Annotated in this window: 18 protein-coding genes; 5 read left to right on the top strand and 13 right to left on the bottom strand. The window is 42.9% G+C overall.

Annotated elements, in window-relative coordinates; translation table 11 throughout:
* Window positions 1-66: 66 nt before the first annotated feature.
* Genes EJL91_RS06160 through EJL91_RS06180 form a run of 5 tightly spaced genes read right to left on the bottom strand, consistent with a single transcriptional unit; the run spans window position 67 to window position 9,645 of the window.
* Window positions 67-2,982: a type I restriction endonuclease subunit R gene (locus tag EJL91_RS06160; protein ID WP_206429471.1), complete on the bottom strand. Its 2,916-nt coding sequence runs from the start codon at window positions 2,980-2,982 to the stop codon at window positions 67-69.
* 6 nt (window positions 2,983-2,988) lie between these two features.
* Window positions 2,989-4,134 carry a restriction endonuclease subunit S gene (locus EJL91_RS06165; RefSeq protein WP_125141114.1) on the bottom strand — a complete coding sequence of 382 codons (1,146 nt, stop codon included), beginning with the start codon at window positions 4,132-4,134 and terminating at the stop codon, window positions 2,989-2,991.
* Window positions 4,121-5,611 (bottom strand): type I restriction-modification system subunit M, encoded by a 1,491-nt coding sequence (locus EJL91_RS06170; protein WP_125141115.1) that lies wholly within the window; start codon window positions 5,609-5,611, stop codon window positions 4,121-4,123. Before EJL91_RS06170 ends, EJL91_RS06165 begins: the two co-directional genes overlap by 14 nt.
* Complete coding sequence (locus EJL91_RS06175) at window positions 5,601-8,021, bottom strand: N-6 DNA methylase (protein WP_125141116.1); 2,421 nt, start codon at window positions 8,019-8,021, stop codon at window positions 5,601-5,603. Before EJL91_RS06175 ends, EJL91_RS06170 begins: the two co-directional genes overlap by 11 nt.
* A 10-nt stretch (window positions 8,022-8,031) precedes the next feature.
* Window positions 8,032-9,645, bottom strand: a complete 1,614-nt coding sequence (locus EJL91_RS06180) for a restriction endonuclease subunit S (protein ID WP_125141117.1) — start codon at window positions 9,643-9,645, stop codon at window positions 8,032-8,034.
* 319 nt (window positions 9,646-9,964) lie between these two features.
* Between EJL91_RS06180 and EJL91_RS06190 the strand changes: the two genes are divergently transcribed.
* Window positions 9,965-11,212, top strand: coding sequence for an IS110 family RNA-guided transposase (locus EJL91_RS06190; protein WP_125141118.1), 1,248 nt, complete (start codon window positions 9,965-9,967; stop codon window positions 11,210-11,212).
* 354 nt (window positions 11,213-11,566) lie between these two features.
* On the opposite strand, the gene tnpC is transcribed toward EJL91_RS06190, so the two are convergent.
* The 8 genes from tnpC to EJL91_RS06230 form a co-directional block, all read right to left on the bottom strand.
* On the bottom strand, window positions 11,567-13,105 hold the full coding sequence (gene tnpC, locus EJL91_RS06195) for an IS66 family transposase (protein ID WP_125141119.1): 1,539 nt from the start codon (window positions 13,103-13,105) through the stop codon (window positions 11,567-11,569).
* A gap of 88 nt (window positions 13,106-13,193) precedes the next feature.
* On the bottom strand, window positions 13,194-13,550 hold the full coding sequence (tnpB, locus tag EJL91_RS06200) for an IS66 family insertion sequence element accessory protein TnpB (RefSeq protein WP_125141120.1): 357 nt from the start codon (window positions 13,548-13,550) through the stop codon (window positions 13,194-13,196).
* Window positions 13,544-13,915 carry an IS66 family insertion sequence element accessory protein TnpA gene (gene tnpA, locus EJL91_RS06205; RefSeq protein ID WP_125140623.1) on the bottom strand — a complete coding sequence of 124 codons (372 nt, stop codon included), beginning with the start codon at window positions 13,913-13,915 and terminating at the stop codon, window positions 13,544-13,546. The genes tnpB and tnpA overlap by 7 nt, the downstream gene beginning before the upstream one ends.
* Window positions 13,916-14,167: 252 nt before the next feature.
* Entirely contained in the window at window positions 14,168-15,145 is a 978-nt protein-coding gene (locus tag EJL91_RS06210) for a hypothetical protein (RefSeq protein WP_125141121.1), read from the bottom strand.
* A gap of 1,060 nt (window positions 15,146-16,205) precedes the next feature.
* The gene (gene rlmD / locus EJL91_RS06215; protein ID WP_125142077.1) at window positions 16,206-17,636 is read right to left on the bottom strand and encodes a 23S rRNA (uracil(1939)-C(5))-methyltransferase RlmD; all 1,431 of its coding nucleotides are present in this window, start codon (window positions 17,634-17,636) and stop codon (window positions 16,206-16,208) included.
* A 240-nt stretch (window positions 17,637-17,876) separates the two neighbouring features.
* Complete coding sequence (locus EJL91_RS06220; RefSeq protein ID WP_423243438.1) at window positions 17,877-18,404, bottom strand: TIGR01440 family protein; 528 nt, start codon at window positions 18,402-18,404, stop codon at window positions 17,877-17,879.
* Window positions 18,405-18,624: 220 nt separating this feature from the next.
* Complete coding sequence (gene aroC, locus EJL91_RS06225) at window positions 18,625-19,797, bottom strand: chorismate synthase (protein ID WP_125141122.1); 1,173 nt, start codon at window positions 19,795-19,797, stop codon at window positions 18,625-18,627.
* Between the two features lie 2 nt (window positions 19,798-19,799).
* Window positions 19,800-20,891 carry a lactonase family protein gene (locus tag EJL91_RS06230; RefSeq protein WP_125141123.1) on the bottom strand — a complete coding sequence of 364 codons (1,092 nt, stop codon included), beginning with the start codon at window positions 20,889-20,891 and terminating at the stop codon, window positions 19,800-19,802.
* Between the two features lie 526 nt (window positions 20,892-21,417).
* On the opposite strand from EJL91_RS06230, the gene EJL91_RS06235 reads away from it, so the two are divergent.
* The 4 genes from EJL91_RS06235 to EJL91_RS06250 are packed head-to-tail and all read left to right on the top strand — an operon-like array spanning window position 21,418 to window position 25,795.
* Window positions 21,418-21,951: a helix-turn-helix domain-containing protein gene (locus tag EJL91_RS06235; protein ID WP_125141124.1), complete on the top strand. Its 534-nt coding sequence runs from the start codon at window positions 21,418-21,420 to the stop codon at window positions 21,949-21,951.
* A 25-nt stretch (window positions 21,952-21,976) separates the two neighbouring features.
* Window positions 21,977-23,053, top strand: coding sequence for a spermidine/putrescine ABC transporter ATP-binding protein (gene potA / locus EJL91_RS06240; protein WP_125141125.1), 1,077 nt, complete (start codon window positions 21,977-21,979; stop codon window positions 23,051-23,053).
* Window positions 23,046-23,867 carry an ABC transporter permease gene (locus EJL91_RS06245; protein WP_125141126.1) on the top strand — a complete coding sequence of 274 codons (822 nt, stop codon included), beginning with the start codon at window positions 23,046-23,048 and terminating at the stop codon, window positions 23,865-23,867. Before potA ends, EJL91_RS06245 begins: the two co-directional genes overlap by 8 nt.
* Window positions 23,867-25,795: an extracellular solute-binding protein gene (locus EJL91_RS06250; RefSeq protein ID WP_125141127.1), complete on the top strand. Its 1,929-nt coding sequence runs from the start codon at window positions 23,867-23,869 to the stop codon at window positions 25,793-25,795. The genes EJL91_RS06245 and EJL91_RS06250 overlap by 1 nt, the downstream gene beginning before the upstream one ends.
* The last annotated feature ends 66 nt before the right edge of the window (window positions 25,796-25,861 follow it).

Here is a 25,861-nt window from a genome sequence, read left to right on the forward strand (position 1 = left end):
CCAACACAGTCAAATGTAAGGCTTGACAGGCAGCGTGATATGCTCACGCTACCTGACAGTTAATTTTTAATAGTACTGTTCAATGTAGCTATAAGCTTTATCAAACATCTCCTTATCTTTTATTTTATATTTAATCCAGATGACGCTACGAAGTGCCTTCTTTACTTCATTTTTTCCAGTAGTAGTTTTTTGCCAGCCGTCAAATCTCACGATTTTAACAATATCATCAATGTCCGCAACAATTCTCTCTACTATTACTGGTGTTTTATCATTCTTAAGTCCGTTAAAGAGTTCTGTAAGAGCAGCTTTCCCCCTATCAATTTCTTCCTCTGGCACTACTTCTTTTTCCGCTTTTGCAGCTTCTTTCGCAAGTTCCAACAACAATTTAAGGAATTCAATGCTGGTTATTAAACCTTGTTCATGGCGGTCACGTAGTTCCTCCAGCTTTTCACCAAGCTTCTTAAATTTTGGATCATGGCTATGTTTTTGAATTCTCGCTACAAGGTCAATTTCTACTTTCATCGTTGTCTTCTTAATATCCTTTTGCTTTTGAATAAACTCGTCAATCAAGGCAGCATCAAGAGTAAGAATATCTACATCCTCATGAACAGCCCCAACCTCGATGTAATTGTGGACAAGTTCCAGTGTTTTTGCGCCCAGTGCCGCCCATAAAAGTGCACCCCTGTTATCCGTAGGTTTTACTGATTCATACAGCTTGCTTAACCATACATAATCGTACTTGAATGTTTCAAGAAATGGATCCGGTGATAAAGCATTCCATGCACGATTTAACACTCTATAATCTGCGGCAAACTCATCCTTTATTTTATTGTTTGGCAAACATTCCTGTGCTGCCAGTAATCCTTCCCAGCCTTCAACAGTACGGTCCACCCCCATAAAATAACTCAAGCATTTACGCATTAATGCCGGAACCTGCTTTTTAACCTCTTCAATATTAGTAACAACTTTTTTCATTCCCGCTTCATCAAAATTCAGCGCCTTAGCAACATTATCAAAAACGCCTATATAATCAACAATTAAACCGCTTGTCTTCCCCACATCATAGGTACGATTTACACGACATATTGCCTGAAGGAGGTTGTGGTCTTTCATAGGCTTGTCCAAATACATAACTTGAAGAATTGGCGCGTCAAATCCGGTAAGAAGTTTATTTGTTACAATTACAAACTTGAGCGGGTCATCTTGTTCTTTGAAATGCTCCAAGACCTTAGCTTCCTCGTCTCTGTTTCTCTTGTATTTTTTATATTTACCAGCTTTATCATCTCCTGTTGTCATAACAATTGTGGATGCGTCTGGAGATACAAGCTTATCAAGTTCTTCTTTATACATCAGACAGCACTCTCTGTCGTATACAACGATCTGCGCTTTATAGCCATTTGGTTCAATTTTAGTTTTATAATGATTTACAATATGCTCCACAACTTTTTTAATACGTTTGCGATCATACATAATCGCTTTCATTGTAACGTTCTTTGAAATCTCTCCCTTATCCTCATCTGAAAGACCATCTGTCATTTCTTCAAATTCCTGATTAAGCGCCTCTTTATTAACGTGTAAATCAATTGGTACCGGTTCAAAATTAAGTGGTAAAGTAGCCTTATCGCGGATAGAATCTGAGAAAGAATACTTGCTCATGTAACCGCTCTTGTCTTCAACGGCACCAAATGTCTTAAACGTATTCTTATCAAGTCTGTTGATAGGTGTACCCGTTAATCCGAAAAAGAACGCATTGGGTAATGCAAGGCGCATTTTTTCTCCCAAGTCTCCTTCTTGAGTACGGTGGGCTTCATCAACCAGCAATATAATATTATCACGGAGATTTAACGCTTTTTCCACATCACCGAAACGATAAATAGTTGTAATAGCAATCTTACGCATATCCTGTTCAAAGAAGTTCATTAAGTCTTCTTTAGATACAAGAGACTGCAAATTAGGAATATCTGCTGCGTTAAAGTCTCCCGTTATCTGCGTTTCAAGGTCAATCCTATCATCCACAATTACAACTGTTGGATTTTGCAATTCAGGTGTCATTCGGAGTTTCTGTGCAACAAAGACCATGAGTAAGGACTTGCCAGAGCCTTGGAAATGCCAGATAAGACCCTGTTTTGGATATCCGCTCTTTACACGCTCAATCAAAAGATTGGCAGCTTCATACTGTTGATACCTGCATATAATCTTAATCTTACGATGCTTTTTATCTGTAGAAAATAATGTGAAAAATTGCATTATATCCATTACTTTTTCAGGGGTAATCATATCTGCTGCGCTGTTCTTCACATCTGCCAGGCTTCCCTCTGTTTTATGGTCGTGTGTATGCCAAGGGCCCCACTTAGTCAATGGCATATTTACCGTTCCATATCGATAGCACTTACCTTCTGATGCGAAATTAAACACATTTGGAACAAACATCTCCGGCACGGATTTTTCGTAGTCAGAAATATCCTGGGCTCCATCAAGCCATGAAATAGCATTACGAACCGGAGTCTTGAGTTCACCAATTGCTACCGGAAAACCATTAACCAAAAGAACAATATCAAATCTCTTTCCATTTTCAACTGATGGGTATACCCATTGATTCGTTACAACGTATTCATTTTTAGACAATTCTTCCCTGGTAATAGTTCCAAAGAATGTAATAGGTGTTGATTTACCGTCTTTTCCAAATGGATATGAGTTTTCTTCAAACAATTTTTTCTTAAACGCTTCATTTTGAGCAACTAAGTTGTCAGCTGGAAACGGTTGGAGTAATGTTCTCAGCTTATAAATAACCTCATCTGCTCTTGATGGCTCTTCTGCTATCTCTGGATTCAATCTGATTAATGCATCTTTTACCATTGATTCAACCATTACATCGGTCAAATCACGTGGAAGTTGTTCGGCCGGAATATACTTCCATCCGTTTTTCTTTAAAGTTTCAAGAAATAATTGTTCAACCGTATTATCTTCATTAAACAGTGACATATTATCTTACTCCTTTCCTGCGGCAATTAAATTTTCTGCAATAATCTTCTTACTTAGTGCATCTAAATTGTTAATGGCGTCTTGTAGGGCGAATTTTGATTTGTCAGTCTGTCTTGCAAAATCAACATATACTTCCTGCTGTTCTCTCGAAGGAATTGGAATTTTGAAATTTCCAACATCCTTTAATGATAAATTAAGCTGAGCTACTCCTCTTTTTAACAACATATACTGGTTTTCAATATAACCAGATTGAAGTGCCGCCATTAGAAATTCTTTGCTTATTTTTGCATTATTTTTAAGTCTAATAATTGAAAGTGCCTGATTGGTGTTAGCGGGTAAGATATCCTCTGTAACCAACACACAACGCCCTATAGCACCCGCTATTGAAAATAGAACATCTCCAATTTTTAGCTGTGAACGTTTCATGGTTTCATTACAATCTTCGCCAATATACATCATTCCATCTTTTATAAAATGACCGTCCAATGATATATTTTCAATCTTAACAAAATTCACTCCCTCATCAGTAAAGTTATATCCAAGCGTCGTAGGCGTAGTTCCTTTTGTTATTAAAGCACATTCCTCCGATAAAGATTTCATAACGAAATCATTATCCCCAAACATTTCGACAAATTGCGACTTAACTAGGTCATCTGTCTGTTTAATTAAATGAATATAAGCCTGTTTCGTCTCGTTAATAGACCATAACGTTTCAGCTAACGCTTTTTGCTCCTTCATATCAGGCAGGTAAAACTCAAATTTTTTCAAATGCTCCCACTTTACACGAGGTGAAAGAGAACCGGCAGACTTTCCAACTGCATATTCAAAGAGAAAATCATTTTGAATAATAAATGGAAGTAAATCAGGAGCAACTTTATTCTCGATTGCTCTTATGACAGTAATATCTCCAGAGCAAATACCATCAAATGGGGCTACTGCAGCTTTTTTAAGATACGCACGTCTTCTGCCAAATAGCACATCGCCTTTTGAAAATTCTTTCGTAAAAGTATTATTCGTATCATCACTCCATTCACTAAGAGTTACCTCCATCGGAGTTAAATGTTCTAATCCTACTATCTTACATCCGGATTTATCACCCTTGTTTGATGATTTAACTTCCACAGCTACATCGCCCAATTTAACACTTATCATCCTTGGCACCTCCTAACATTTCACTAATCATATTATGGTACTTAATTGCTCGATTAGCCGAGGCTTCCCAATCTCTGTAACATTCCTGGACCGTTCTATCATCTGCTTCAAATTCTTTTGTAGTCTGTATGTATAGTGGAATACTAAGAGAAAAGTCATTTTTCTCGATATCCTTAATCGTCACCTTGATAGCAATATCATTATCTGATTCATATTTCTCATATGCATCAGCGATTCTCTTGATATGCTTTGATTCCAGATAGCTTTGAGCATTCTTTCTGGTAACTTCATTCAGTGCATTAATAAATAATACCTGGCCTTTTCTGTTATTCTCTTTCTTTGTCCTGCAAATTATAATGCAAGCCTCCATTGGAGAGTTATAAAATAAGTTAGGTCCTAAACCTATAACACATTCAACAATGTCTTTTCTAATTAACTTTTCACGCATATTTTTTTCTTCGTTTCTGAATAAAACTCCATGAGGAAAAAGAATTGCACATCTGCCTGTCTCTTCATTAAGACTCTTAATAATATGTTGAAAAAAAGCATAATCAGCACGTCCCTGTGGCGGCGTTCCTAAAAAATTACGTCCATACTTATCTGACTCAAAAGCGGTACGATCCCATTGACTGATTGAGTACGGAGGATTTGCGAGTATCAGATCAAACCGTTTTAATTTAGAATGTTCTGTAAATGCAGGTGTTTTGAGCGTGTCAGCATTTACGATCTCAAAATCCTGAACACCATGCAGTAATAAATTCATTCGCGCAATAGCGGATGTGAGTGTCACTATTTCCTGGCCATAAATAGAAAGATTTCTCCACTCTTTCTTCTGCTCCTTCAAGTACGCCACTGCTGAAATCAGCATACCTGCACTACCGCAGGTCGGGTCATAGATTGATTCTCCTGTTTGAGGTTTAAGTATTTCTGTCATTAAATTTACAACGGTACGATTCGTATAGAATTCCTGGGCAGTATGTCCACTATCATCTGCAAACTGTTTGATTAGATACTCATATCCCTGACCCAGCTCATCTGCCGGACAGTTTTCAATTGATAATGTCTTTGTGCTGAAATGCTCCAACATATCTTTCAACAGTCTATCTGGTAAACGGTTTTTATTGGTCCAGGAAGCATCTCCGAAAATTCCTTGTAATTTTTCAGGATTTGCAGCTTCAATCTTATGAAAAGCTTCAATAATTGCTTTACCAACATCTTGAGAAGTATTGCGGACATCACTCCAATGAGCGCCATCCGGAATTTGGAACTGATGATTTTCTTCCCAGTCAAGCGCTTCTTCCCCATATTCTGCTTTAATCTTTGCACATTCCTCATCATAAACATCACTCAAACGTTTAAAGAATAACAAAGGAAAAATATATTGTTTGTAGGCCCCCGCATCAACGTGAGTACGAAGTAAAACTGCCGATCCCCAAAGATACTTTTCTAATTCATCTAAAGTTATCTTATTTTTCATCAATGAATCCTCCTGCAATCAAATAAGCTTTCATACGTGCCTCGGCCTTTTTCACATTTTCTACCGCATTTATATACTCCATTCTAATAAGTTCAGGAGGTACTGCCTCTTGCTTTTTCTTTTCGATGTAAGTATTGACAGCCAGTGTGTTTCCCGCTGCATCTAAATCTTTAATTGTAGCAATTTTACATTTTTCAGCCTTATCCTCATATGCCTGATATAATTCAAACACCGCTTGAATATCTTTGTCTTCCATCACGTTTTGTGCACGTTTTGGAGTATAAATATTCGTAGCATCAATCAGACATACCTTACCTCTGTGTTCTGATTTCTTATGATTATTTAGGAAAATAATACACGCTGATACTCCTGTTCCATAAAATACTCCACCAGCGAGAGCAACAACTGCTTCAATCATGTCGCTCTTAATTAATTGTTCGCGGATATCGCCTTCTTTGCCGCTATGGAATAATACACCCTGAGGTAAAACAACTGCTGCTTTTCCTTCCATTGGTTTCATAGATTTAACCATATGCTGTAACCAGGCATAGTCTGCATTGGAATCCGAAGGGCAGCCCCATATATTGCGGCCATACTTATCACTTTCAAATCCGGATGCTCCCCATTTTTCCTGGCCAAAAGGTGGATTTGCAAGAACACAGTTAAATTGTTTTAGCTGATTATGTTCGATAAATTTCGGATTTCTAAGTGTATCACCTTGTGCAATTTTAAAATCGCTTGCTCCATGCAGAAACAGGTTCATTCTTGCAATGGCCGATGTGGACAGATTGTTTTCCTGCCCATAAATTCTCCCGTAAGTCATCTGTCTGTCATCTATATGCCTGATAGCCTCGATCAACATACCACCGGTTCCACAGGCCGGATCATAAACCGTATCACCAGGTTTAGGATCCATCAGCATAACCATAAGTTTTACAATCGTTCTTGGCGTGTAATATTCACCGGCATTCTTCTTTGAAAGATCAGCAAACTTCTTGATGAGGTATTCATATGCATCGCCCATTACATCAGCGTTATAATTTTTATTACCAACCTTCAATTTTGACATATGTTCAATTAAATTTTTTAAACGCTCATCCGTAAGTTTTGTTTTATCCGTCCATGTAACATCATCAAAACTTGAGAACACGCCGCTAAGTGTTTCAGGATTAGCTCTTTCAATGCCATTCATCGCTTTGACAATCATTTTACCAACATCTTTGCCGGCATTTCTGATATCAATCCAATGGCACTCTTTTGGAATTACAAAGCTATGATTTTCATCGAAAGAAGCATACTCTTCATCTCCCCCCGATTCATCAAGAGCTTTTTGTGTTTCTTCATCGTAAACATCACTTACTCTTTTTAAGAATAAAATAGGAGTCACATAATCTTTAAACTCATCCTGGTTAATTGGGCCCCTCAAAATATTACACGCTTCATATAAATGAGCAAACAATTGCTTTTTCTTTGTTTCTTCAATTTCAGATTCAGACTCTTTTAATTCCAAATCAGCAACTTTAACCGCCGATTGTATCATCGTTTCTCTGCCTCCTGTCCTAACCATATTATTTGCTGAACGTTTCACACTAACGCTCATGTCTTTACGTTTCTTTTCCATCATAGGTGGATATTTATTTTCAAATAAAATCAATAACTGTATTAAGCTCTTATCTAAAAATGTTAATGCATATTTTCTGATATCTGTAGGAATACCATAATATGCTTCAGCAACTCCTCCGCAGATTGCTGCAACTGTATCACTATCACCGCCAATCGATATGGCATTTCTTATTGCATCTTCAAATCCAGTAGATTCAAAGAAAGCAGTTAATGCCTGCGGTACCGTATCCTGGCAAGTCTCATTAAATTCATATGACTCTCTAATATCATTCAATGTAAACTCCATCGGATAATAATTCTTATCGATATAATCTCGTATTTCTAAAATATTGCTGCCTGACTTTGCCATAAAAATTGCAACTGCTGTAGCCTCAGCACCTTTTATTCCTTCGGGATGATTATGACTCACTTCCGTAACCGACCTTGAAAGAAACTTAGTTTCTTCTAAACATTTTGCAGCAAATCCTACCGCACTTACCCTCATTGCCGAATCATTCCCATAGCTGTTATATGGCTTTGGCTCGTCAGAAAAAATCCAGTCACGGAAACTTTCATCATAACCACAATTTGGATAATCTCTTCCTACCGCCTGCATACACTCGATTGCATTTTTTGAAAGATCGCTATAATCTATTTTACTTTTCATAATTGCCTGAGCAACTGCCAAGCTCATGACACTATCATCCGTTGTAGTGCATTTATATGTGAGGAAATCAAACTCCTTATTCCTATGATTATTCCGCTTAAAACGAGACCCTACAATATCTCCAATAATTGCTCCCAGCATTTATGTCCTCCTAAATTCTACCTTGAAGTCTTGACAGTGTAGAGTACCACCTCTTATCTGCTTCCTGTATAGATTTCTTGTAAATTTCAAGTTCTTTTAAATATTCATCTGCAATAGACTCTTGTTCTTCTATTGAAGGTAACGGAATCTCTATATTGTTTAACTCTTTATAGCTGATATTCATTACCGTTGTTCCTTGTTGTCTTGTAATAAGCATTTTTCTGCCCAATGGGCTATCAAAGAACAACTTTAAAAATGTTGTAGATAAGCTATCATCTATCGCTCTGACAACAATCACATTTGATGAAGCAATACATGGATATGGTTGTTCCTCAAAGATCGCCACTCTTATTACGGTTCCTCTTGCTGGAATAAGTAAATCACCAGTCTTTAACAAATAGTTCGTAATCTTGCGTTCTTCTTCCTCTAAATGGTCCAGCCCCGAATAATCTATTTCGTATTCTCCGATGTTTGAAATATTCACCACTCCAATGTTTCCATTCGGATCTTTTTTATTCACTGCTTTTCCCCTAAAGATAGAAGCTACCGTTCCAAGTTCCTGTTTTTTAACTCCGGACTCCTGAAATTTAAGCCAATCTTCATCTTGTGACTCAAATATTCTATCAATATTCCAGTCACCCATATCAGTAAGTTCATCCTCTAACACGAATGTATCGTCCTGTACAATTAATTTATTCAGTCCATTCTTGCGCGGATTCTCCGTATCCGCTATATAACGTTTTATAATAACTTCGTCGGTTCTTCCTGTCGTAATAGTTAGCAAATATATTTTTACACCTGTGTTTTCAAATATCCCTGATGGAAGATCAGCAATTTCCTTTATACAGTACATAGACTGTAAAAATTCTCGAAGTTCCTTAACATCTCCGCCACCAAAGGTAATTCTTGCAGGTAATATAATCGACAAAATACCTTCACTATTCAGATGAAGCGCCAAGTTTTCAACTGCGATTAAGTCATATTCTCTGCAAATAAATGTTGAATTTTCCTCAGCCTTATCTCTTACACCAAACACCGGCACCGACAATATTAAGTCGAATTTTCGTGATGAAAATTCGTATTCATATATACTGGTCTGAATTACATCAACCATATCATTGCCAAGAAACATTTCTGTAAGAACCTTATAATAGAAGGTGTCCATAGACGTTAATGTAAAATGCGAATCATAATGCGTCATAATTAAACGTTCTAAATAAGGCGAAAACTTTTCTGCTTCTGGAATTAGCACTTCCTGAAAGCCATCAATAAAGTTTTTTTCCATTTCATCAATCAATGCTTCCGGAACTCTAAATTTTGCTCTACTGTCACCGTATTCAATGATATCCGTCCATGTAACTTCTTCAAACCCCCGTAACGTTCTATAGATATCAATAAATCGATTTCTATCGGAAAACGGATTTGCAACACCAAAAGAATCCGCTACATCTCGCATGATTTCATATAAATCGTTATCACTTACTTCATCTGACATTTCTGAATGAATGTCTAATAACTTCTTAAGCACAGCTAGTGTGCTTTGATATTCATTTGGAGAGTTATTTCCTCTGATTGCATTAAAGAAGGAATACAACACATCTATTCTTTTCTTATCATTTTTCATTGTTATATCCATTCCTTTCGCTTCGCTCAGGCACAAAACGTAATGAAAATGTTTGTTCCTGGCGTATTTTTTCTTTATACTTGTTATTGTAGGGAACTCGGTATACTACAAATCACAGGGAGGTGAGTGGGCTGTCCGGCTTGCCGGATGACCGTATTGTTATATGTGTAGACTGTCTTTTCAGGCACAAATCAAGTGTGACACCAAGCACGAAATCTTATCTCTGTTTAAACAACTTCGTTTATGGCTTAGACAGTCAGTCAATGCTGTCTCTCCCTATAATCTTTAGCGAACCACTTCGGTTCTGAAAGGAGTCCCTATGGCTTTAAAAATCGTGTACAAAATCTGTTGTGGTATTGATGTCCACAAGACTTTTGTTGTAGCCTGCATTGCCTCTACTGACAAGCAGGGCGTTACCTCTTACGAGCGCCACCGTTTTTCTACCTTCACGAAAGGTCTGAAAAATTTGTTACACTGGCTGCTCGACCGGAATTGCAAGGATGTCTGTATGGAATCTACCGGTAAATACTGGATTCCTATCTATAACATCCTTGAAAAGGATTGTTCCATTGTCCTTGCTCATCCTAAATATGTTAAGGCTATTCGTGGAAAGAAAACTGACAAGAAAGATGCCAAATGGATTGCTGACCTGTTTAAGCATGACCTTGTTGCCGGTAGCTTTATGCCTCCTGCTGACATACGCCAGCTCCGTGACCTTATGCGTTACCGTTTCAAACTGACCTGCTTCAAATCAAGCGAAAAGCATCGTTTGCAGAACTGTCTCACAGTTTCCAATATCCAGTTGGGAAACGTTGTTTCGGACACCTTCGGCAAATCTGCTCAGGCAATACTGGATAAGATTTTAGAAAACTCTGAAGATACTTCCTTTGACCTTGAACCCCTTGTTTTCAAAAGTTTGAAAAAGAAACTTCCCGAACTGCGTGATGCCATTGACGGCTATATCACACCGGAACAGGCGGGGAAACTCAAGATAATTAAAGCCCATTACGAAAGCCTTGAATCCCGGAAAGCAGAGCTTGAAGAACTCATTCTTGCGCTCGCCGCTCCCTATCAGCAGGAACTTTCCATTCTCCAAACCGCTCCTGGTATCCGCAGTGAGTTCACTGCCATCGGTATCATTTCCGAAATCGGTACCAATATGGAGGCTTTTCCTTCGGCGAAACACTTATGCTCATGGGCTGGACTTACTCCAGCCAACAATGAAAGTGCAGGGAAGAAAAAATCTGTCCGGGTTTCCAAAGCCGGATGCTATATCAAACCGCTTTTAGTACAGTGCGCAAACGCTGTTGTGAAAAGCTCAAAGCATCCTGAAATACGTAACCGCTATCTCCGTATCAAAAAGCGTCGCGGCCACAAAAAAGCAATCATTGCCATAGCAAGAATGCTTCTTACCGCATTATACCACATGTTGAGAAACGGAGAAAACTATAATGCAGAACTTTACAGGAAATCCGATCTGCCTCCAGATGATCGTGAGATCACGGTAGAGCAGGCGATCCTTATCGCAAGAAATCAGGGTTATAAAATCAAGTCAGCAACTGCATAACCTTAACTTCTCAATATTCAATTTTTAAAGCAGCCACCAACAGATGGCTTATTTGTCGTGTGCTTAAGGTAATGGATACCCTCTACTTCCCATTTTCAATCTTACACCTCTGAAAAACTTATTTTACTTTCTAACTACAGTATATTACTATATAATTAATCCGTCAATAATTTTTGGTATTTTGATACCAAAAATTATCCATTGACTATTTCCTGTTTTTATTGAACATTCTGTTTCAATGCCCCCGATGATTTGTCTATCTTATCAATCCGGCAACACACTTTATACCGTAACCGTCAAATAACAGAGTGTATAGAAAAATCGCCAGCCTTCTGATCTTCTCAAGGTTGGCGGTTATCTACATATTTTCTGTATGACAGGTTCCCATGGCATATAGTCTTCCAGAAATTCCGGATACTGCTGGAATGCTGTTCCGGGGATATCACTCAAAATATACTGAATATATTTTCTGGGGTTTAGGCCATTGACTTTTGCCGTTTCCACCAGCGTATAGATACCTGCACTGGCCTCTGCTCCTTTGGGGCTTCCAGAAAACAGCCAGTTCTTACGTCCTATCGTAAAGGGACGGATGCAGTTCTCGGCAAGATTGTTTGAGACAGCGCAGTTCCCGTCCAGCAGATAATTCATCAACCCCTTTCTCTGGTTGAAGGCATAGGTAAATGCCTCTCCAAGTTTGGATTTTGGAAGGATTCCGGCAGATGCATCTTCAGCCCACGACCAAAAGGCATCTAATACAGGCATTTCTTGTATCAGACGCTGTTCCTTCCTGCCTTGGGGAGACAGGACTTCCAGTTTTTTCTCAATCTCAAACAGCTGATTGATGTAGCTGATGGCCTGTGCCGGTATGGTTGTTTCCCGGCTTTCCGTTTCTTTTGGAAGGGCATCCACAAAGTATCTGCGAAGGTGTGTCCAACAGAAACATCTTGTAATCCCAGATACTTTTTCATAGCCTTTATAAGCATCTGTGTGGATGTATCCGTGGTAACCTTCCAGAAACTTCTGGGGGAAAGTTCCGCTGCGTCCCGGCTTATAATCAAACAGCCTGGCGGGATGGCTGCTTTCTTTTATGGAGCAGTATACCCACATATAGGAATCCGTGGTGTTCTTCCTTCCGTCTTCCCCCAGCACCTGTAACGGCGTCTCGTCGATGTGCAGATATCCCTGTTCCAGAAGTCTTTTCCGTAACAGTCCGACAATCGGAGACAGCCAGTCCCGGTAACTGGCAAGAATCCAGTTGGACATGGTTGCCCGGCTTAAGGCCACACCAAGATCGTTCCATTCGTTTTCCTGACGGTACAGCGGTACGGCCAGCTCATACTTCTGATGGATGACCCAGGCAACCGTGGAAGGGGACGCATAAGAGTGCTGGATGACCGGACAGGGCATGGGGGATTTCTCCATATATGCTTTCCCGTTCTTACGACACTCCCTGCATTCGAATGTTTCACGGTAATAGTCAATAACACGTACCTTGGCAGGGATGAGCTCGATTTCCGTCCGGACGAATTCCTCCCCCACCGAAACAAGCGGCGAACCGCAGGTCTGGCAGAAACGGTCTTCTTCTGCAAGTGTGCAGAGTTTCTTTTCATGAGGGATGTCTTTGAGCAGTTCTTCTTTCTGACCTGGGAACCTTTTGCGCCGATAGGAAGCGACATCCTTCATATCCGGTTCAGCAGCTTTCGAATCGGCCTCCGTTTCCGCTTCATCAAAAAGAGACATCTGTCCCTCGATATCAAGGGAGGATGTCTGCTCGGTTGACCTGCCATAAAGCTTGCGGGTCAGGAAAGCTACCTTTTCCTGGAGGAGAAGATTTTCTTTTTCTAGCTCTGTAATGCGGGTTTCTAATGCTGAGATTGGTGTTCCGTCGTCCATGGAAATCGGTTCATTTTCGTATTCTAACTGTATTTAGTATAGCATAAAAGTGGCTGAGAATCCAGTATTTACAAGCTTTTCAGCCACTTTAAAGGATAGATTTCGGATGCAGCTTCTTTACCGCCTTTGGCTGGTCAATGGACAGTCCTTCCAGCAGCCAGCGCAACTCTTGAGCGGATATCCGGCGTACATCCGCCGGGGTCCTTGGCCATTGGAAGTTCCCATTTTCCAGACGCTTGTACAGTAGGACGAAACCGTCTCCCTCCCAAAACAGAGCCTTCATACGATTACGTTTATGACCGCAGAAGAGAAAGAGGCTGTTGGAGAACGGATTCAGCCGGAAGTTCTGCTGGACGATGGCTGCAAGGCCATCGATGGATTTCCTCATATCGGTATAACCACAGGCAAGATAAATCGTTTCTGCCCGTGAAAGATCCCCTAACATCTGGATGCAGCCAGAATGACGGACTGAATCAGGGAGTCTGGCGTATTCACAGCGATCTCAATCACTGCACTGCCGGAACGGATGATAACAGATGCGGGATTGGAAGGGCAATGGCTGATAACCGGAATCGATGCAAACACTGCAGTCTCCGGTGCTTCCGTGGAAACAGATCCTGCATTTCGCTTATGCGGAAGGTTCTCAATCGCCAACTTTCTGATCTTTGCGAGCCAGTAATAGTAGCTTTTCAAAGAAATGCCATTCTCTTCACACCACTGCTGGTTAGAAAGCCCACTGTCGCGGCATCGGTGAATGACTTCCAGCCATTTCTGGATATTGATTTGTGTCTTTGCTGATAATTCTTCCATGATATACCTCCGTGTTTTAGATTTTTAAGAGTAGACCCTAAAAACTCTAAGAGTAATTATCACGGATTATGGCAGGAAAAGAAATACACTATGTTATTTGACGCTTACTTTATACCCGTTCCGACGAGGCATAAAAACGAGCAAAAGAATAGAGCCTTTCCATGAATGTCAATACTAAATAACAATATCCATTGGAAAGGCTCATACTCTGCTTATTTTCTGCCCCCTATTTATCTTCCTTTGACAATAATTTTAATAATAACCTCTATCTAATACCCCTAATACTTGGTCATCATAATTTGTATTATATTTTTCTAAATAATCTGAACAAGATAATGTAATCATTCTTGCAATAAGATTAAAATAATAATCATGCTTTACACTAGGCCAAAGTTCTTCACGATTAACCGAAATGGTATCGCTTGTTAATGCACCTTGATGAAAATAAAACTTCTCTACAAAAGAGTATTTTGAAACATCCTCAATGCCTATCATTTTATCTAGAATCGCCAGACCTGGTTTATTTATGTTTTGTTGTAACTGTTCATTATATACTGTTGTAGTATTAACAGGTATTGAAGCCAGATAATAAATTGCAGAAATCATAAATCCACCACTTTGTTTAAACAGACGTGTTGTTTCTAAAAACTCTGTTAAAAAACCGCCTGAATTATTCTCCGAAACATATGAGTATATAATATCTCTAACTTTTGGAAAGTTAATCATAACAAATGGTGTAAATGTTATAGCAGGTCTATATGGTTTATATTCATCAATCAACATCATTTGTTGCTCATCCAATGCTTTTCGATGATGCCCAAAGAGGTACGGATATGGACTATTTATTTCAAATAACATGCTTTTCATAGTCTCAATACCTGTATAAGAGAATTGTTGTGTTCCCATTTTAAATCTGTATATGACCCCTAAATCATCTCCACCTGAATATATTTCATAATGTGGGTACTGGTGAGTAGCAAAGAAACATGCCGCTTTTAAATCTGACGTAATATCCAAACACTCTGAGTTAAGTCCATATTGTTGAGCTAATATATTACCAACATTCCCCCCAAACTCTTTATTTAAGCGTCTCATTTCTTGCAATTTCACCTGTTGTTGTGCGCTGTATCCACTAGTAGAATTATTGACAGGTAAAAACCCATATTTAACCTTTTCCTGGTTATTAGTAGTGGAATAGTTAGCAAAAATACAACCGTCGTCACTTGGCATAACGGTCGTGTTTTATGCAATATGCTTTCTATACAATGATGGTACCAAGAAATCATATTCCTTTATTTGACCTCGATAACAATAACTTTCAGAATGCTCCTTTAATAAATGTCGGTATAACACATTAACATTAGGTGCTGGATTCAAAATATCAAACACAATTAGTTCTCCTTTTATTTTATAATTAGAATCACAATCAAAGGTACAATATCGAGAACATTCATTTTTCCCTTAGCAAATTATCATTATACAAAATTACTATCAATATAATAAATACACACCCATATCTTGCCTAAAATCATAATTCTCTTTATTATCCCACGCCCGTAGTGAGAGCGCTCCATCGTAAGACATATATACTCTAACCACTGCCCTTAACTGAGAAATTGTTCCTTCTTCTATGTTCCGCAAGAGCTTCACAATCTGGTTTTACATGATCTTTTGATATAGTCATAACTATATATCGTGAAATATATTACCTAAATGTTTGTCTATGGTCATTTTTTTCGACACATATTCTAAAGTTGTCATTCAATGAATAATAACCCAATTCAAATGCTTCATCATGACTAGGACATCAACACAAACCATTTGAAGTTCCTCCACGCCTCTCACCGTTATCAGCCCATCTGGCAATATGAGAGGCAACTAAAAAATCTCTGTCTAAAATCTTACATTCGGAAAAGCAACAGTGTTTATTATAATTATTTTTACATTAGTTGAAAAACTTGTATACCCAACCCGAACTTTGATTTGTCTCATGACTACAGATGTCCGTACTGATACATCAACTGATGAAGTTTCCGCGCTAAATACTTCAGCATCATCTAAATATAATAGCAAATAATATTTCATCAACCTCAGACAGGTATCCCCCATTTAAGCATTGTAATCTCTAATCATTTTATAAAATCGCAGTGACAATAAGGTCTGATGATTAACTCAACTTTTGCCTAAATGTTCATTTTCCTTCCCCCCCAGTAACCGGAAACATATTTCACTCTGTCCACCCCCGAAAGCACACCTACATATCCGCCTCAAACCCCCGGAACCCTTTGATTTACTGGGCTTTCCACTCCAGTAAAACCACTGTTTCAACATGCCCCGTCATCGGAAACATATCACAACACCTAACCCTCTCCACCTCATACCCTCTCTCCCTCAGATACTTCACATCCCTGGCCAGCGTAGCCGAATCGCAGCTAACATAAACCACCTTCTTCGGCCCCATCCTGGCAATTGTATCAAGGCAGACGCTGTCACATCCCTTTCTCGGTGGATCCACAACGATCACATCCGCATAAACCTTATCCTTCTCATACTGCTGCGGCAGCACTTCCTCTGCCTTTCCAACAAAAAACTCGACATTCTCAATTGCGTTCAGTGCGGCGTTCTCTCTCGCATCCTCTATCGCCTGCGGCACTATCTCAACGCCATAAACTTTCTTTGCCTTTTGTGACAGAAACAGCGAGATAGTTCCAATCCCGCAGTATAAATCCCAGACCGTCTCCTCCCCAGTCAAACCGGCATATTCAAGCGCCGTTCCATAGAGCCGCTCCGTCTGGATTGGATTCACCTGATAGAAGGACAATGGCGAGATTCTGTACTTTACATTTCCAATAAAATCTGTTATATATCCCGGTCCATACAGATTTACAATCTCGCGTCCAAGAATTACATTTGTCTTTTCCGTATTCACATTATAAGAAATACTGGTCATCCCCGGAACTTCCAGCAGTTTTTCCACAAAAACATCCGAATGAGGCAGTTTTTTCCCATTCAGCACAAGACATACCATCACTTCTCCGGTCTTAAACCCCTTCCGGATCAGAACGTGCCTTACCAGACCGGAATGTGTCTCTTCCTGGTATGGTTTCATTCCATACTGGTTCATGACAGCTTTTACAATCTCCAGAATCTCCCTATTCTCCCGAACTCCCAGCAGGCAATCCTCATTTTCAATAATACAGTGGGTTCTTCCCGCATAAAATCCGGTTATCACCTGATTCTCTCTATTCATGCCAAATGGAAACTGCGCCTTATTCCTGTAACGCCAAGGCTCTTCCATTCCAATAATCGGTTCCATCACTACCGGCTTCTGTTCGGCCGCGGCAGACAGGCCGTTCTTATCACCCGATAAATCCTCTCCTGGTAAGTAAAGATTCTCCAATCCGCCGATCCGTTTCAGATTATTATATACTTTTCTCTCTTTAAATTTAAGCTGTTCGTCATAGTCCATCATCTGAAGTTGGCATCCGCCGCACTGGCGCGCCACGGGACATCTTTCTTTCACACGGCCTGCGGACGGTTCCAACACCTGTAACAATCTGGCAAAACCATAATTCTTTTTCATTTTCATGGCCTTTGCCTCAATCCTGTCCCCAATTATTGCGTCCTTAACAAACCAGATGTAACCATCCAATTTTCCAACGCCTTCACCGCTCTCGCTCATGTCCTCTATCGTCAATTCAAATACATCATTTTTCTTAATATCCACGCGTTTATCTCCACATTTCCCTTATAATATTTTCGACTTTCCTGTCTTAATCGCCTCTGTATCCATAGCACCCCCGAATTTATAGCCACTTAGTATCTATCCCTCCTGGGGCTCTATCCCCCCAGGGGCTATACACCTTGTATTTCCATCCCTCCCGAATTTTCACTCCCACCTTCTCCAACCTCAATACCACAGCTTCCTCTCCCGTCCTCTGCTCACATTCCTCATTCCCCATCAAAAATATCTCGCCCTCTCACCGCCGATATACTTAAGCCTGGTCCTCGCACAAACCACATGTGCCCCGCCGATCTCCTTCACCGAAATCCGCACCGGAACAGCAACCGCCCTCAAATGCATGCCAATTAGCGTATCTCCGATATCAATCCCTGCATGGGCCTGAATCCGTTCCACTGCGGCAGGCGCCTTCATCCCTGCATATGCCGCCGTTGCAAAAGAGCCCCCCGCCTTCAACTGAGGAACAACATTCACCATCTCATACCCATATTTTTCTGCCGCCTCTTTTTCCAGAATCAGCGCCCGGTTTAAATGTTCACAGCACTGAGCCGCCAGATAGATTCCTCTCGGAGCCAATTCCTTCATCAGTGCATTGTACACTGCCTGCCCAATTTCCGCGCTGGAATAGGAGCCAATCCTGTGTGCCGCGATCTCACTGGAAGAACAGCCGATAACCATAATCTGGCCTTTCCCCATTCCCGCTGTATCCAAAAGCTCTCTCACCGCAGTTTTAACCTTGTCACCTATTTCCTTTAACTGATCCGCAGTTTCTGCCTCTTCCGATATTCCTGCCTGATGCTTTTCCTCTAACACAATCTTTTCCTCTAACACGATCGTTCCTCCACCACAAACATTCCTCCACCGCAATCATTTCTTCAGAAAATACAACCTGTCGTCATCAATATCAAAAGAGACGCTGCACTCACTGCAGCATCTCCCACACTCCCTTATTTTAAAATCATAAACTTTATATCATATAAAATTCCCGAATCCTATCCATCCTCGACGTCATCCCCGCCAGCATCATATCCGCCACGGTAAATGCCGCCATCATCTCCACAACGACGACCGCCCTCGGCACAATAATCGGATCATGGCGTCCTTTAATAGTGACCTCCATCTCCTCGCCGTCCCGGTTGACCGTTTTCTGTACAGAGGCAATCGACGGGGTCGGTTTAAAAGCGGCCCGGAATACAATCTCACTTCCATCGCTGATTCCGCCCAGCACACCTCCGGCATGATTTGTTCGTTTCCCAATCTTCCCTGGCCCGGCCGTCTTAACCGCCCCAGCCACATTCACCGCCCCGGCCGTCTCCAAAAACCGCCCATCACCCTTTCCCACAACACAAAACTCGTCATTATTCACAGACCCAACCGTCTTAGCCGCCCCGAATCCGTCGCCTATCTCAAATCCTTTCACCGCTCCAATCGAGCAGATTGCCTTAGCCAGATTAGCGTCCAGCTTCTCAAACACCGGATCTCCGATCCCGGCCGGCACGCCCGATATCACACATTCCACGATTCCCCCGGCCGAGTCCTTCTGAGCCATTTTCTCTTCCAGAAAAGCCGCTGCTTCCGCAGCAGCCACGGCATCCGGCATATAGAGCTTGTTCCTGATGCATTCTTCCAGATCAAACCGCTCCGGCTGCACCGATATAGGGCCGATAGCCTTTGTATAGGCAGTCACCTTAATTCCCAGCCCCTCCAGCATCTTCGCGGCCACCGCTCCGGCGGCTACGCGGGCAATGGTCTCGCGGCCGGAGGAACGGCCGCCGCCGCGGTAATCTCTGAAACCGTATTTTTCATCAAAGGTATAGTCTGCGTGGCCGGGCCTGTAATAGCCGGCTATCTCACTATAGTCTTTAGAGTGCTGATCCTGGTTTCTGACCAGCATCGCAATCGGAGTTCCCGTCGTCTTTCCTTCAAATACGCCCGATAATATTTCCACGGAGTCGCTCTCACTTCTCTTTGTCGTAAACCGGCTCTGCCCCGGTTTTCTTCTGTCCAGGTATTTCTGGATGTCTTCTTCCGTCAGTGAAAGACCAGCCGGACAGCCGTCCACCACCACGCCGACTCCGGCGCCGTGGGACTCTCCCCAGGTGGTCATTGTAAGTATTCTGCCAAATGTAGAACCAGCCATGCTTATTTCCTCTTCTTCCCACCGGAATTTCCGTCCGGTACCTTTGTAATCACGCAGCAGTTCGGCTCGTTGACCGCAATGCTTCTGCAGCACATCACCAGCAGTCCCTTTTCATAGTCCACCTCAAAGAAGGATATGCTGTTGCTGGCGTGATTGATGGAAGCCAGATGCTTCTCATCCGGGAAAACGGCGACATCCTTTGGATAATCTCCGCTGATCGGCAGGCAGCAAAGCAGTGTCAGCACGCCCGTATCGGTATCTCTCCGGTATACGCTGACCGAGTTATCCCCCGCGTTGCTGCAGTAGAGATAATCCTCTTTCGGTGATAACCGGATAGCACAGGCTGCGGTCAACTGACTCAAACGCTCAGGAGCCGTCGATGCAATGGTCTGTATTTTTTCAAAACGGGGAACGCGGTCCCCTTCTTCATAATCATAGGTAAATACGTCGATTACGTTTCTGACTTCATACATCAGATAAATAAATTTGCCGTCTTTGCTGAACAGGAACTGCCGCGGACCCGATTCCAGTTCGCAGCGGAGGGCGTCTACCTGGGTGAGGAGGCCCTTTTTCTCATCAAAACGGTATACCTTTACCTGGTCAATCCCAAGATCGGCAACCAGTACGAAATGGCCGTCCGGCGTCCTGGCGCCGCAGCTTACATGCGGACGGAACGTACGCTCCGCAACACTTCCAAGGCCCTTATGGAATACACCGTCCGTAATCTCGCCGACGGAGCCGTCCCCATTCAGCCTCAGTACCGTCTCTTTTCCGTCGTGGTATCCTGATACAAAAATATATTCATCGGTCGCGTCCGTTGCGATATGACAGCCGCGCATCGCCTTGATATTCACGCTGTTCAGCCTGGACAGGCCCCCATTCTGCATGATGCGGAAGGAAACAATGCCTTCGTCTGCAATTGAATACAGGGTTCTTCCATCACTTGATACGGTCAGATAGGAGGAGTTGTCCACTTCCACTTCACACCTGTAATTAAAACAGCCCTTAGCCACATCCACGTCATAAACGGTGATACCCTTAGCCTGTCCGTTGTATGAATAAGACCCTACGTAAGCCATGTATTTATTCTGCATCTCTTTTCCTCCTCATAACTGTCCCTTTAATTTGTCGGCCGCATGTTGCCTTTCCCTGCGGTTATCTGTGTTCCTGCGCGCCGGTCCGGCTGCTCTTTCCCTCTATTTTACCAGCACCGCGTTATTTTTGCACCCATTTTAATCAGTTTTCGGGCATTTTTTACATCTATTATCATCTTTTTCATCCCTGTTGTCAATCGCCTCCTGAGGCAGTCCCGTTTCTCTTCCAATCCCTGCCATCCGGCGCCTTGCCTCCCCGCCAAAACCCTGCCGGAACGGCCTTTCAACACGCTTCGGCATTTTTCTCCGAATTACCCTAAAAACTATTGACAGCAGTCGCAGTTCCTGTATAATTATACTTGCGTCATGTTTATTATTGCTAAACTTTTAAGTTAATTTTACATTCATTTAGTAATGGTAAACTTTTTCCTTATAATAACAGAATTAAAACGCAAAATAAGAGTACGGTAATAACAGTGCGGTAATCACGCGCTGCGAAAAACATCCCGCACGAAAGGAGGAAGCCGTGAATATCGGAGCCAAACTGAAAGAGCTGCGGACATTAAAGGGACTGACCCAGGAAGAACTGGCGGACCGCGCAGAGCTTTCCAAGGGATTTATCTCCCAGCTTGAGAGGGATCTGACCTCTCCGTCCATCGCCACACTGATGGATATTCTGCAGTGTCTGGGTACTACCATCGGCGAATTTTTCAATGAAACGCCGGAGGAACAGATCGTCTTTGGAAAGAGTGATTATTTTACAAAAGAGGACACGGAACTTAAAAATGAAATCAAGTGGATTATCCCGAACGCCCAGAAGAACATCATGGAACCAATCCACCTTGTCCTTTCGCCCGACGGCTCCACCTATCCGGACGCTCCGCATGAGGGGGAGGAATTCGGCTACGTCCTGCAGGGCAGTATCTCCATCCACCTGGGAAACCGTACTTATAAAGCTAAAAAAGGGGAATCCTTCTACTATATAAGCGACAAGACACATTACCTGTCTAGCAAATCGGGGGCATCCATCATCTGGGTCAGCTCTCCGCCAAGCTTTTAATAATTATTACACACGGAGGAAAACTATGAGCCAGCCATTAATTGATTTAGTTAACATAACCAAGAGCTACGACAGCAATGTTGTCCTTGATGATCTCTCCCTCTCCGTTAAGGAGAATTCCTTCGTCACCCTCCTCGGCCCCAGCGGCTGCGGCAAGACGACCACCCTTCGCATCATCGGCGGTTTCGAATCCGCTGACAGCGGGAAAGTAATTTTCGGCGGAAACGACATTACCAAACTCCCGCCCAACAAACGCCAGCTAAACACCGTATTTCAGAAATACGCCCTGTTTCCCCATATGAGCATTGCCGACAATATCGCATTCGGCCTTAAAATCAAGAATAAACCCAAGCAATATATCGATGATAAGATCAAATACGCTTTAAAACTTGTTAATCTGGACGGCTTTGAAAACCGTTCCGTCGACTCGCTCAGCGGCGGACAGCAGCAGCGTATCGCCATTGCCCGCGCCATCGTGAATGAGCCGAAGGTCCTGCTTTTGGACGAGCCGCTCGGAGCCCTGGATCTCAAGCTCCGCCAGGACATGCAGTACGAGCTGATCCGGCTGAAAAATGAGCTGGGAATTACATTTATCTATGTAACCCACGACCAGGAGGAAGCGCTGACCATGTCCGACACCATCGTCGTCATGAACCAGGGCTACATCCAGCAGATGGGTTCCCCGGAACAGATCTACAATGAGCCGGAGAACGCCTTTGTAGCCGATTTTATCGGCGAGAGTAATATTGTGGACGGGCTGATGCTCCACGACGAGCTGGTGGAAATCTTCGGCGCAAAGTTTCCCTGTGTAGACCGCGGATTCGGAGTAAGACAGCCGGTGGACGTGGTCATCCGACCCGAGGACATCGACCTTGTGAAACCGGAGCTGGGAACTCTGGAAGGCGTTGTCACCCACCTGATTTTCAAGGGTGTGCACTATGAGATGGAGGTTACGACCCCCGACGGTTTTGAATGGCTGGTTCACAGTACGGATATGTGCCCGGTGGGCGAGAAGGTCGGCATCCACGTTGATCCTTTTGATATCCAGATTATGAATAAACCAGCCTCTGAAGATGAGGAGGCGGTAAGTATCGATGAATAAATCTGTAAAACGGCTTCTGGCCGGCCCTTATATCGTCTGGATGATCGGTTTTACCATCATCCCGCTTCTGCTGATCGTCTTCTACGGCCTGACCGACAAAAGCGGAGCATTTACACTGTCAAACGTGCTGGCAATCGGTACGCTCGAACACGCCAAGGCGCTTTTTCTCTCCCTTGGCCTGTCGCTCTTAAGCACACTGATCTGTCTCGTGCTGGCTTATCCGCTGGCTATGATTCTCCGTAAAAAGGACATCGGACAGGGCAGTTTTATGGTGTTTATCTTCATCCTTCCGATGTGGATGAATTTCCTGCTGCGCACCCTGGCCTGGCAGACCCTGCTTGAGAAAAACGGCGTTATCAACGGCATCCTGAACTTTCTGCACCTGCCGAATATCGCCATTATCAATACACCGTGGGCTATCATCCTGGGCATGGTTTACAACTTCCTGCCTTTCATGATTCTTCCGATTTACAACGTGCTTGCCAAAATCGACGACAACACCATCAATGCGGCCAAGGATTTGGGCGCCAACGATTTCCAGACGCTTACCCATATCTGGATTCCCTTAAGCCTGCCCGGCATCATCAGCGGCATCACGATGGTTTTCGTTCCCGCCCTGACCACTTTCGTTATCTCAAATCTTCTGGGCGGCAGCAAGATCCTCCTGATCGGCAACGTCATCGAGCAGGAATTTACAAAAGGAAGCAACTGGAACCTGGGTTCCGGCCTCTCCCTCGTGCTGATGGTATTCATTTTACTGAGTATGGCCCTCATTGCCAAATACGATAAAGAAGGGGAGGGTACGGCATTCTGATGAGAAAATATACGTTAAAACAGTTTTTCCAGGATTTTTACCTGGTGCTGATCCTGATATTTTTGTATGCTCCTATTGTCACAATGATGGTTTTGTCCTTTAATAATACAAAGTCCAGAACACTCTGGGGCGGCTTTACGACAAAATGGTATTCGCAGATGTTTGAGAACCAGGCGATTATGAACGCCCTCTATAACACGCTGCTTATCGCTTTCGCCTCGGCGCTCATTGCCACGATTATCGGAACCGTGGCCGGCATCGGCATTAACAGCATGAAAAAAGTGCCGCGCACCATTGTCATGGGCGTAAATAACATTCCGATGTTAAATTCCGAGATTGTAACTGGTATTTCCCTGATGCTGGCATTTATCGCCTTCGGTATCTCCCTGGGATTCAAAACCGTTTTAATCGCCCATATTACATTTAACATTCCCTACGTCATCCTGAGCGTCATGCCGAAGCTGAAACAGACGAACAAGTCCACCTATGAGGCGGCCATGGATCTGGGCGCAGGCCCGGTGCAGGCATTTTTCAAGGTGGTCTTCCCCGACATTATGCCGGGAGTGCTGTCCGGTTTTCTGATGGCTTTTACCATGTCGTTAGACGACTTTATCATCACCCATTTCACCAGGGGTGCAGGCATCGACACCCTGTCCACGCTGATTTACAGCGAGGTGAGGCGTGGGATCAAGCCGTCCATGTATGCTCTGTCCACGATTATTTTCATGACGGTCCTGGTGCTTTTAATCATCACTAACTTTTCTCCGGATGAACCGAAAAAGACCGCGGGAACGATTTCCCTGGATGAAAGTATCAGGCGCAGGAAGAGAAACAGCAACATTAAGCGCGGCGTACTCGGATTTGCCACGGCAGTGATCGTCTGCGTGGTCGGTTTTACCACCTACGGACGTTACTCTACCAAGCATTCCAACGAACTTTTCGTCTACAACTGGGGCGAATACATCGATGATTCCGTCATTGAGGAGTTTGAGGCGGAGACGGGCATCAAAGTCACCTATGACCTGTTTGAAACAAATGAGGAGATGTACCCCGTCATCGAGGCTGGGGCGGTAAATTATGACGTCGTCTGTCCGTCCGACTATATGATTCAGAAAATGGCCGAGAACGGTCTTCTGGCCGAGATTGATTTTGACAATATCCCGAACCTTGCTAACATCGATCCCAAGTTTATCGAAATGTCGCGGGAATTTGACCCGGAGAATCTCTACTCCGTGCCATATACCTGGGGCACCGTGGGAATCCTTTATAACACTAAGACAATTGAGGAGCGCGGCCTTCCGGTTCCCGAAAAATGGTCCGACCTGTGGAACCCGGAATACAAGGGAGAAATCCTTATGCAGGACAGCGTCCGCGACGCCTTCATGGTAGCCCTGAAAGCACAGGGGTATTCAATGAATACCGAAGATATCAATGAGCTTCAGGCCGCCAAGGCCGATTTGATTGCACAGAAACCGCTCGTCCAGGCCTATGTCATCGATCAGGTCCGCGATAAGATGATCGGCGGCGAAGCGGCCCTGGGTGTTATCTACTCGGGCGAGATGCTCTACATCCAGGAGGAGGTGGAGGCCCAGAATCTTGATTACTCTCTGGAATATGTCCTTCCCGAGGAAGGCACCAACCTGTGGATTGATTCCTGGGTCATCCCGGCCAGTGCAAAGAATAAAGAAAACGCCGAGAAGTGGATTGATTTCCTCTGCCGTCCTGATATCGCCCTGAAAAACTTTGAATACATCACCTATGCAACGCCGAATAAGGCGGCCAAGGCTCTTCTGGACGAGGATATGCAGAACAACAAAGCCGTATTCCCGGATATGGATAAGCTGGACAACTGTGAAGTTTACCGTTATCTCGGCGATGAGACGGATGCGGTTTACAACAATCTGTGGAAAGAAGTAAAATCAAACTGATTGAGAAGACTTGAAAAAGCGGCAGGAAAAACGTACAATCATACTTAGCCGGCCGTTTAAATTTCT

Source organism: Clostridium transplantifaecale, from assembly GCF_900626075.1.
Classification (GTDB): Bacteria; Bacillota; Clostridia; order Lachnospirales; family Lachnospiraceae; genus Otoolea; species Otoolea transplantifaecalis.

Coding starts and splice junctions, on each gene's coding strand:
- EJL91_RS06160 (WP_206429471.1), bottom strand. CDS start 2,982: ATGTCACTGTTTAATGAAGATAATACGGTTGAACAATTATTTCTTGAA.
- EJL91_RS06165 (WP_125141114.1), bottom strand. CDS start 4,134: ATGATAAGTGTTAAATTGGGCGATGTAGCTGTGGAAGTTAAATCATCA.
- EJL91_RS06170 (WP_125141115.1), bottom strand. CDS start 5,611: ATGAAAAATAAGATAACTTTAGATGAATTAGAAAAGTATCTTTGGGGA.
- EJL91_RS06175 (WP_125141116.1), bottom strand. CDS start 8,021: ATGCTGGGAGCAATTATTGGAGATATTGTAGGGTCTCGTTTTAAGCGG.
- EJL91_RS06180 (WP_125141117.1), bottom strand. CDS start 9,645: ATGAAAAATGATAAGAAAAGAATAGATGTGTTGTATTCCTTCTTTAAT.
- EJL91_RS06190 (WP_125141118.1), top strand. CDS start 9,965: ATGGCTTTAAAAATCGTGTACAAAATCTGTTGTGGTATTGATGTCCAC.
- tnpC (WP_125141119.1), bottom strand. CDS start 13,105: ATGGACGACGGAACACCAATCTCAGCATTAGAAACCCGCATTACAGAG.
- tnpB (WP_125141120.1), bottom strand. CDS start 13,550: ATGTTAGGGGATCTTTCACGGGCAGAAACGATTTATCTTGCCTGTGGT.
- tnpA (WP_125140623.1), bottom strand. CDS start 13,915: ATGGAAGAATTATCAGCAAAGACACAAATCAATATCCAGAAATGGCTG.
- EJL91_RS06210 (WP_125141121.1), bottom strand. CDS start 15,145: ATGCCAAGTGACGACGGTTGTATTTTTGCTAACTATTCCACTACTAAT.
- aroC (WP_125141122.1), bottom strand. CDS start 19,797: ATGGCTGGTTCTACATTTGGCAGAATACTTACAATGACCACCTGGGGA.
- EJL91_RS06230 (WP_125141123.1), bottom strand. CDS start 20,891: ATGCAGAATAAATACATGGCTTACGTAGGGTCTTATTCATACAACGGA.
- potA (WP_125141125.1), top strand. CDS start 21,977: ATGAGCCAGCCATTAATTGATTTAGTTAACATAACCAAGAGCTACGAC.
- EJL91_RS06245 (WP_125141126.1), top strand. CDS start 23,046: ATGAATAAATCTGTAAAACGGCTTCTGGCCGGCCCTTATATCGTCTGG.
- EJL91_RS06250 (WP_125141127.1), top strand. CDS start 23,867: ATGAGAAAATATACGTTAAAACAGTTTTTCCAGGATTTTTACCTGGTG.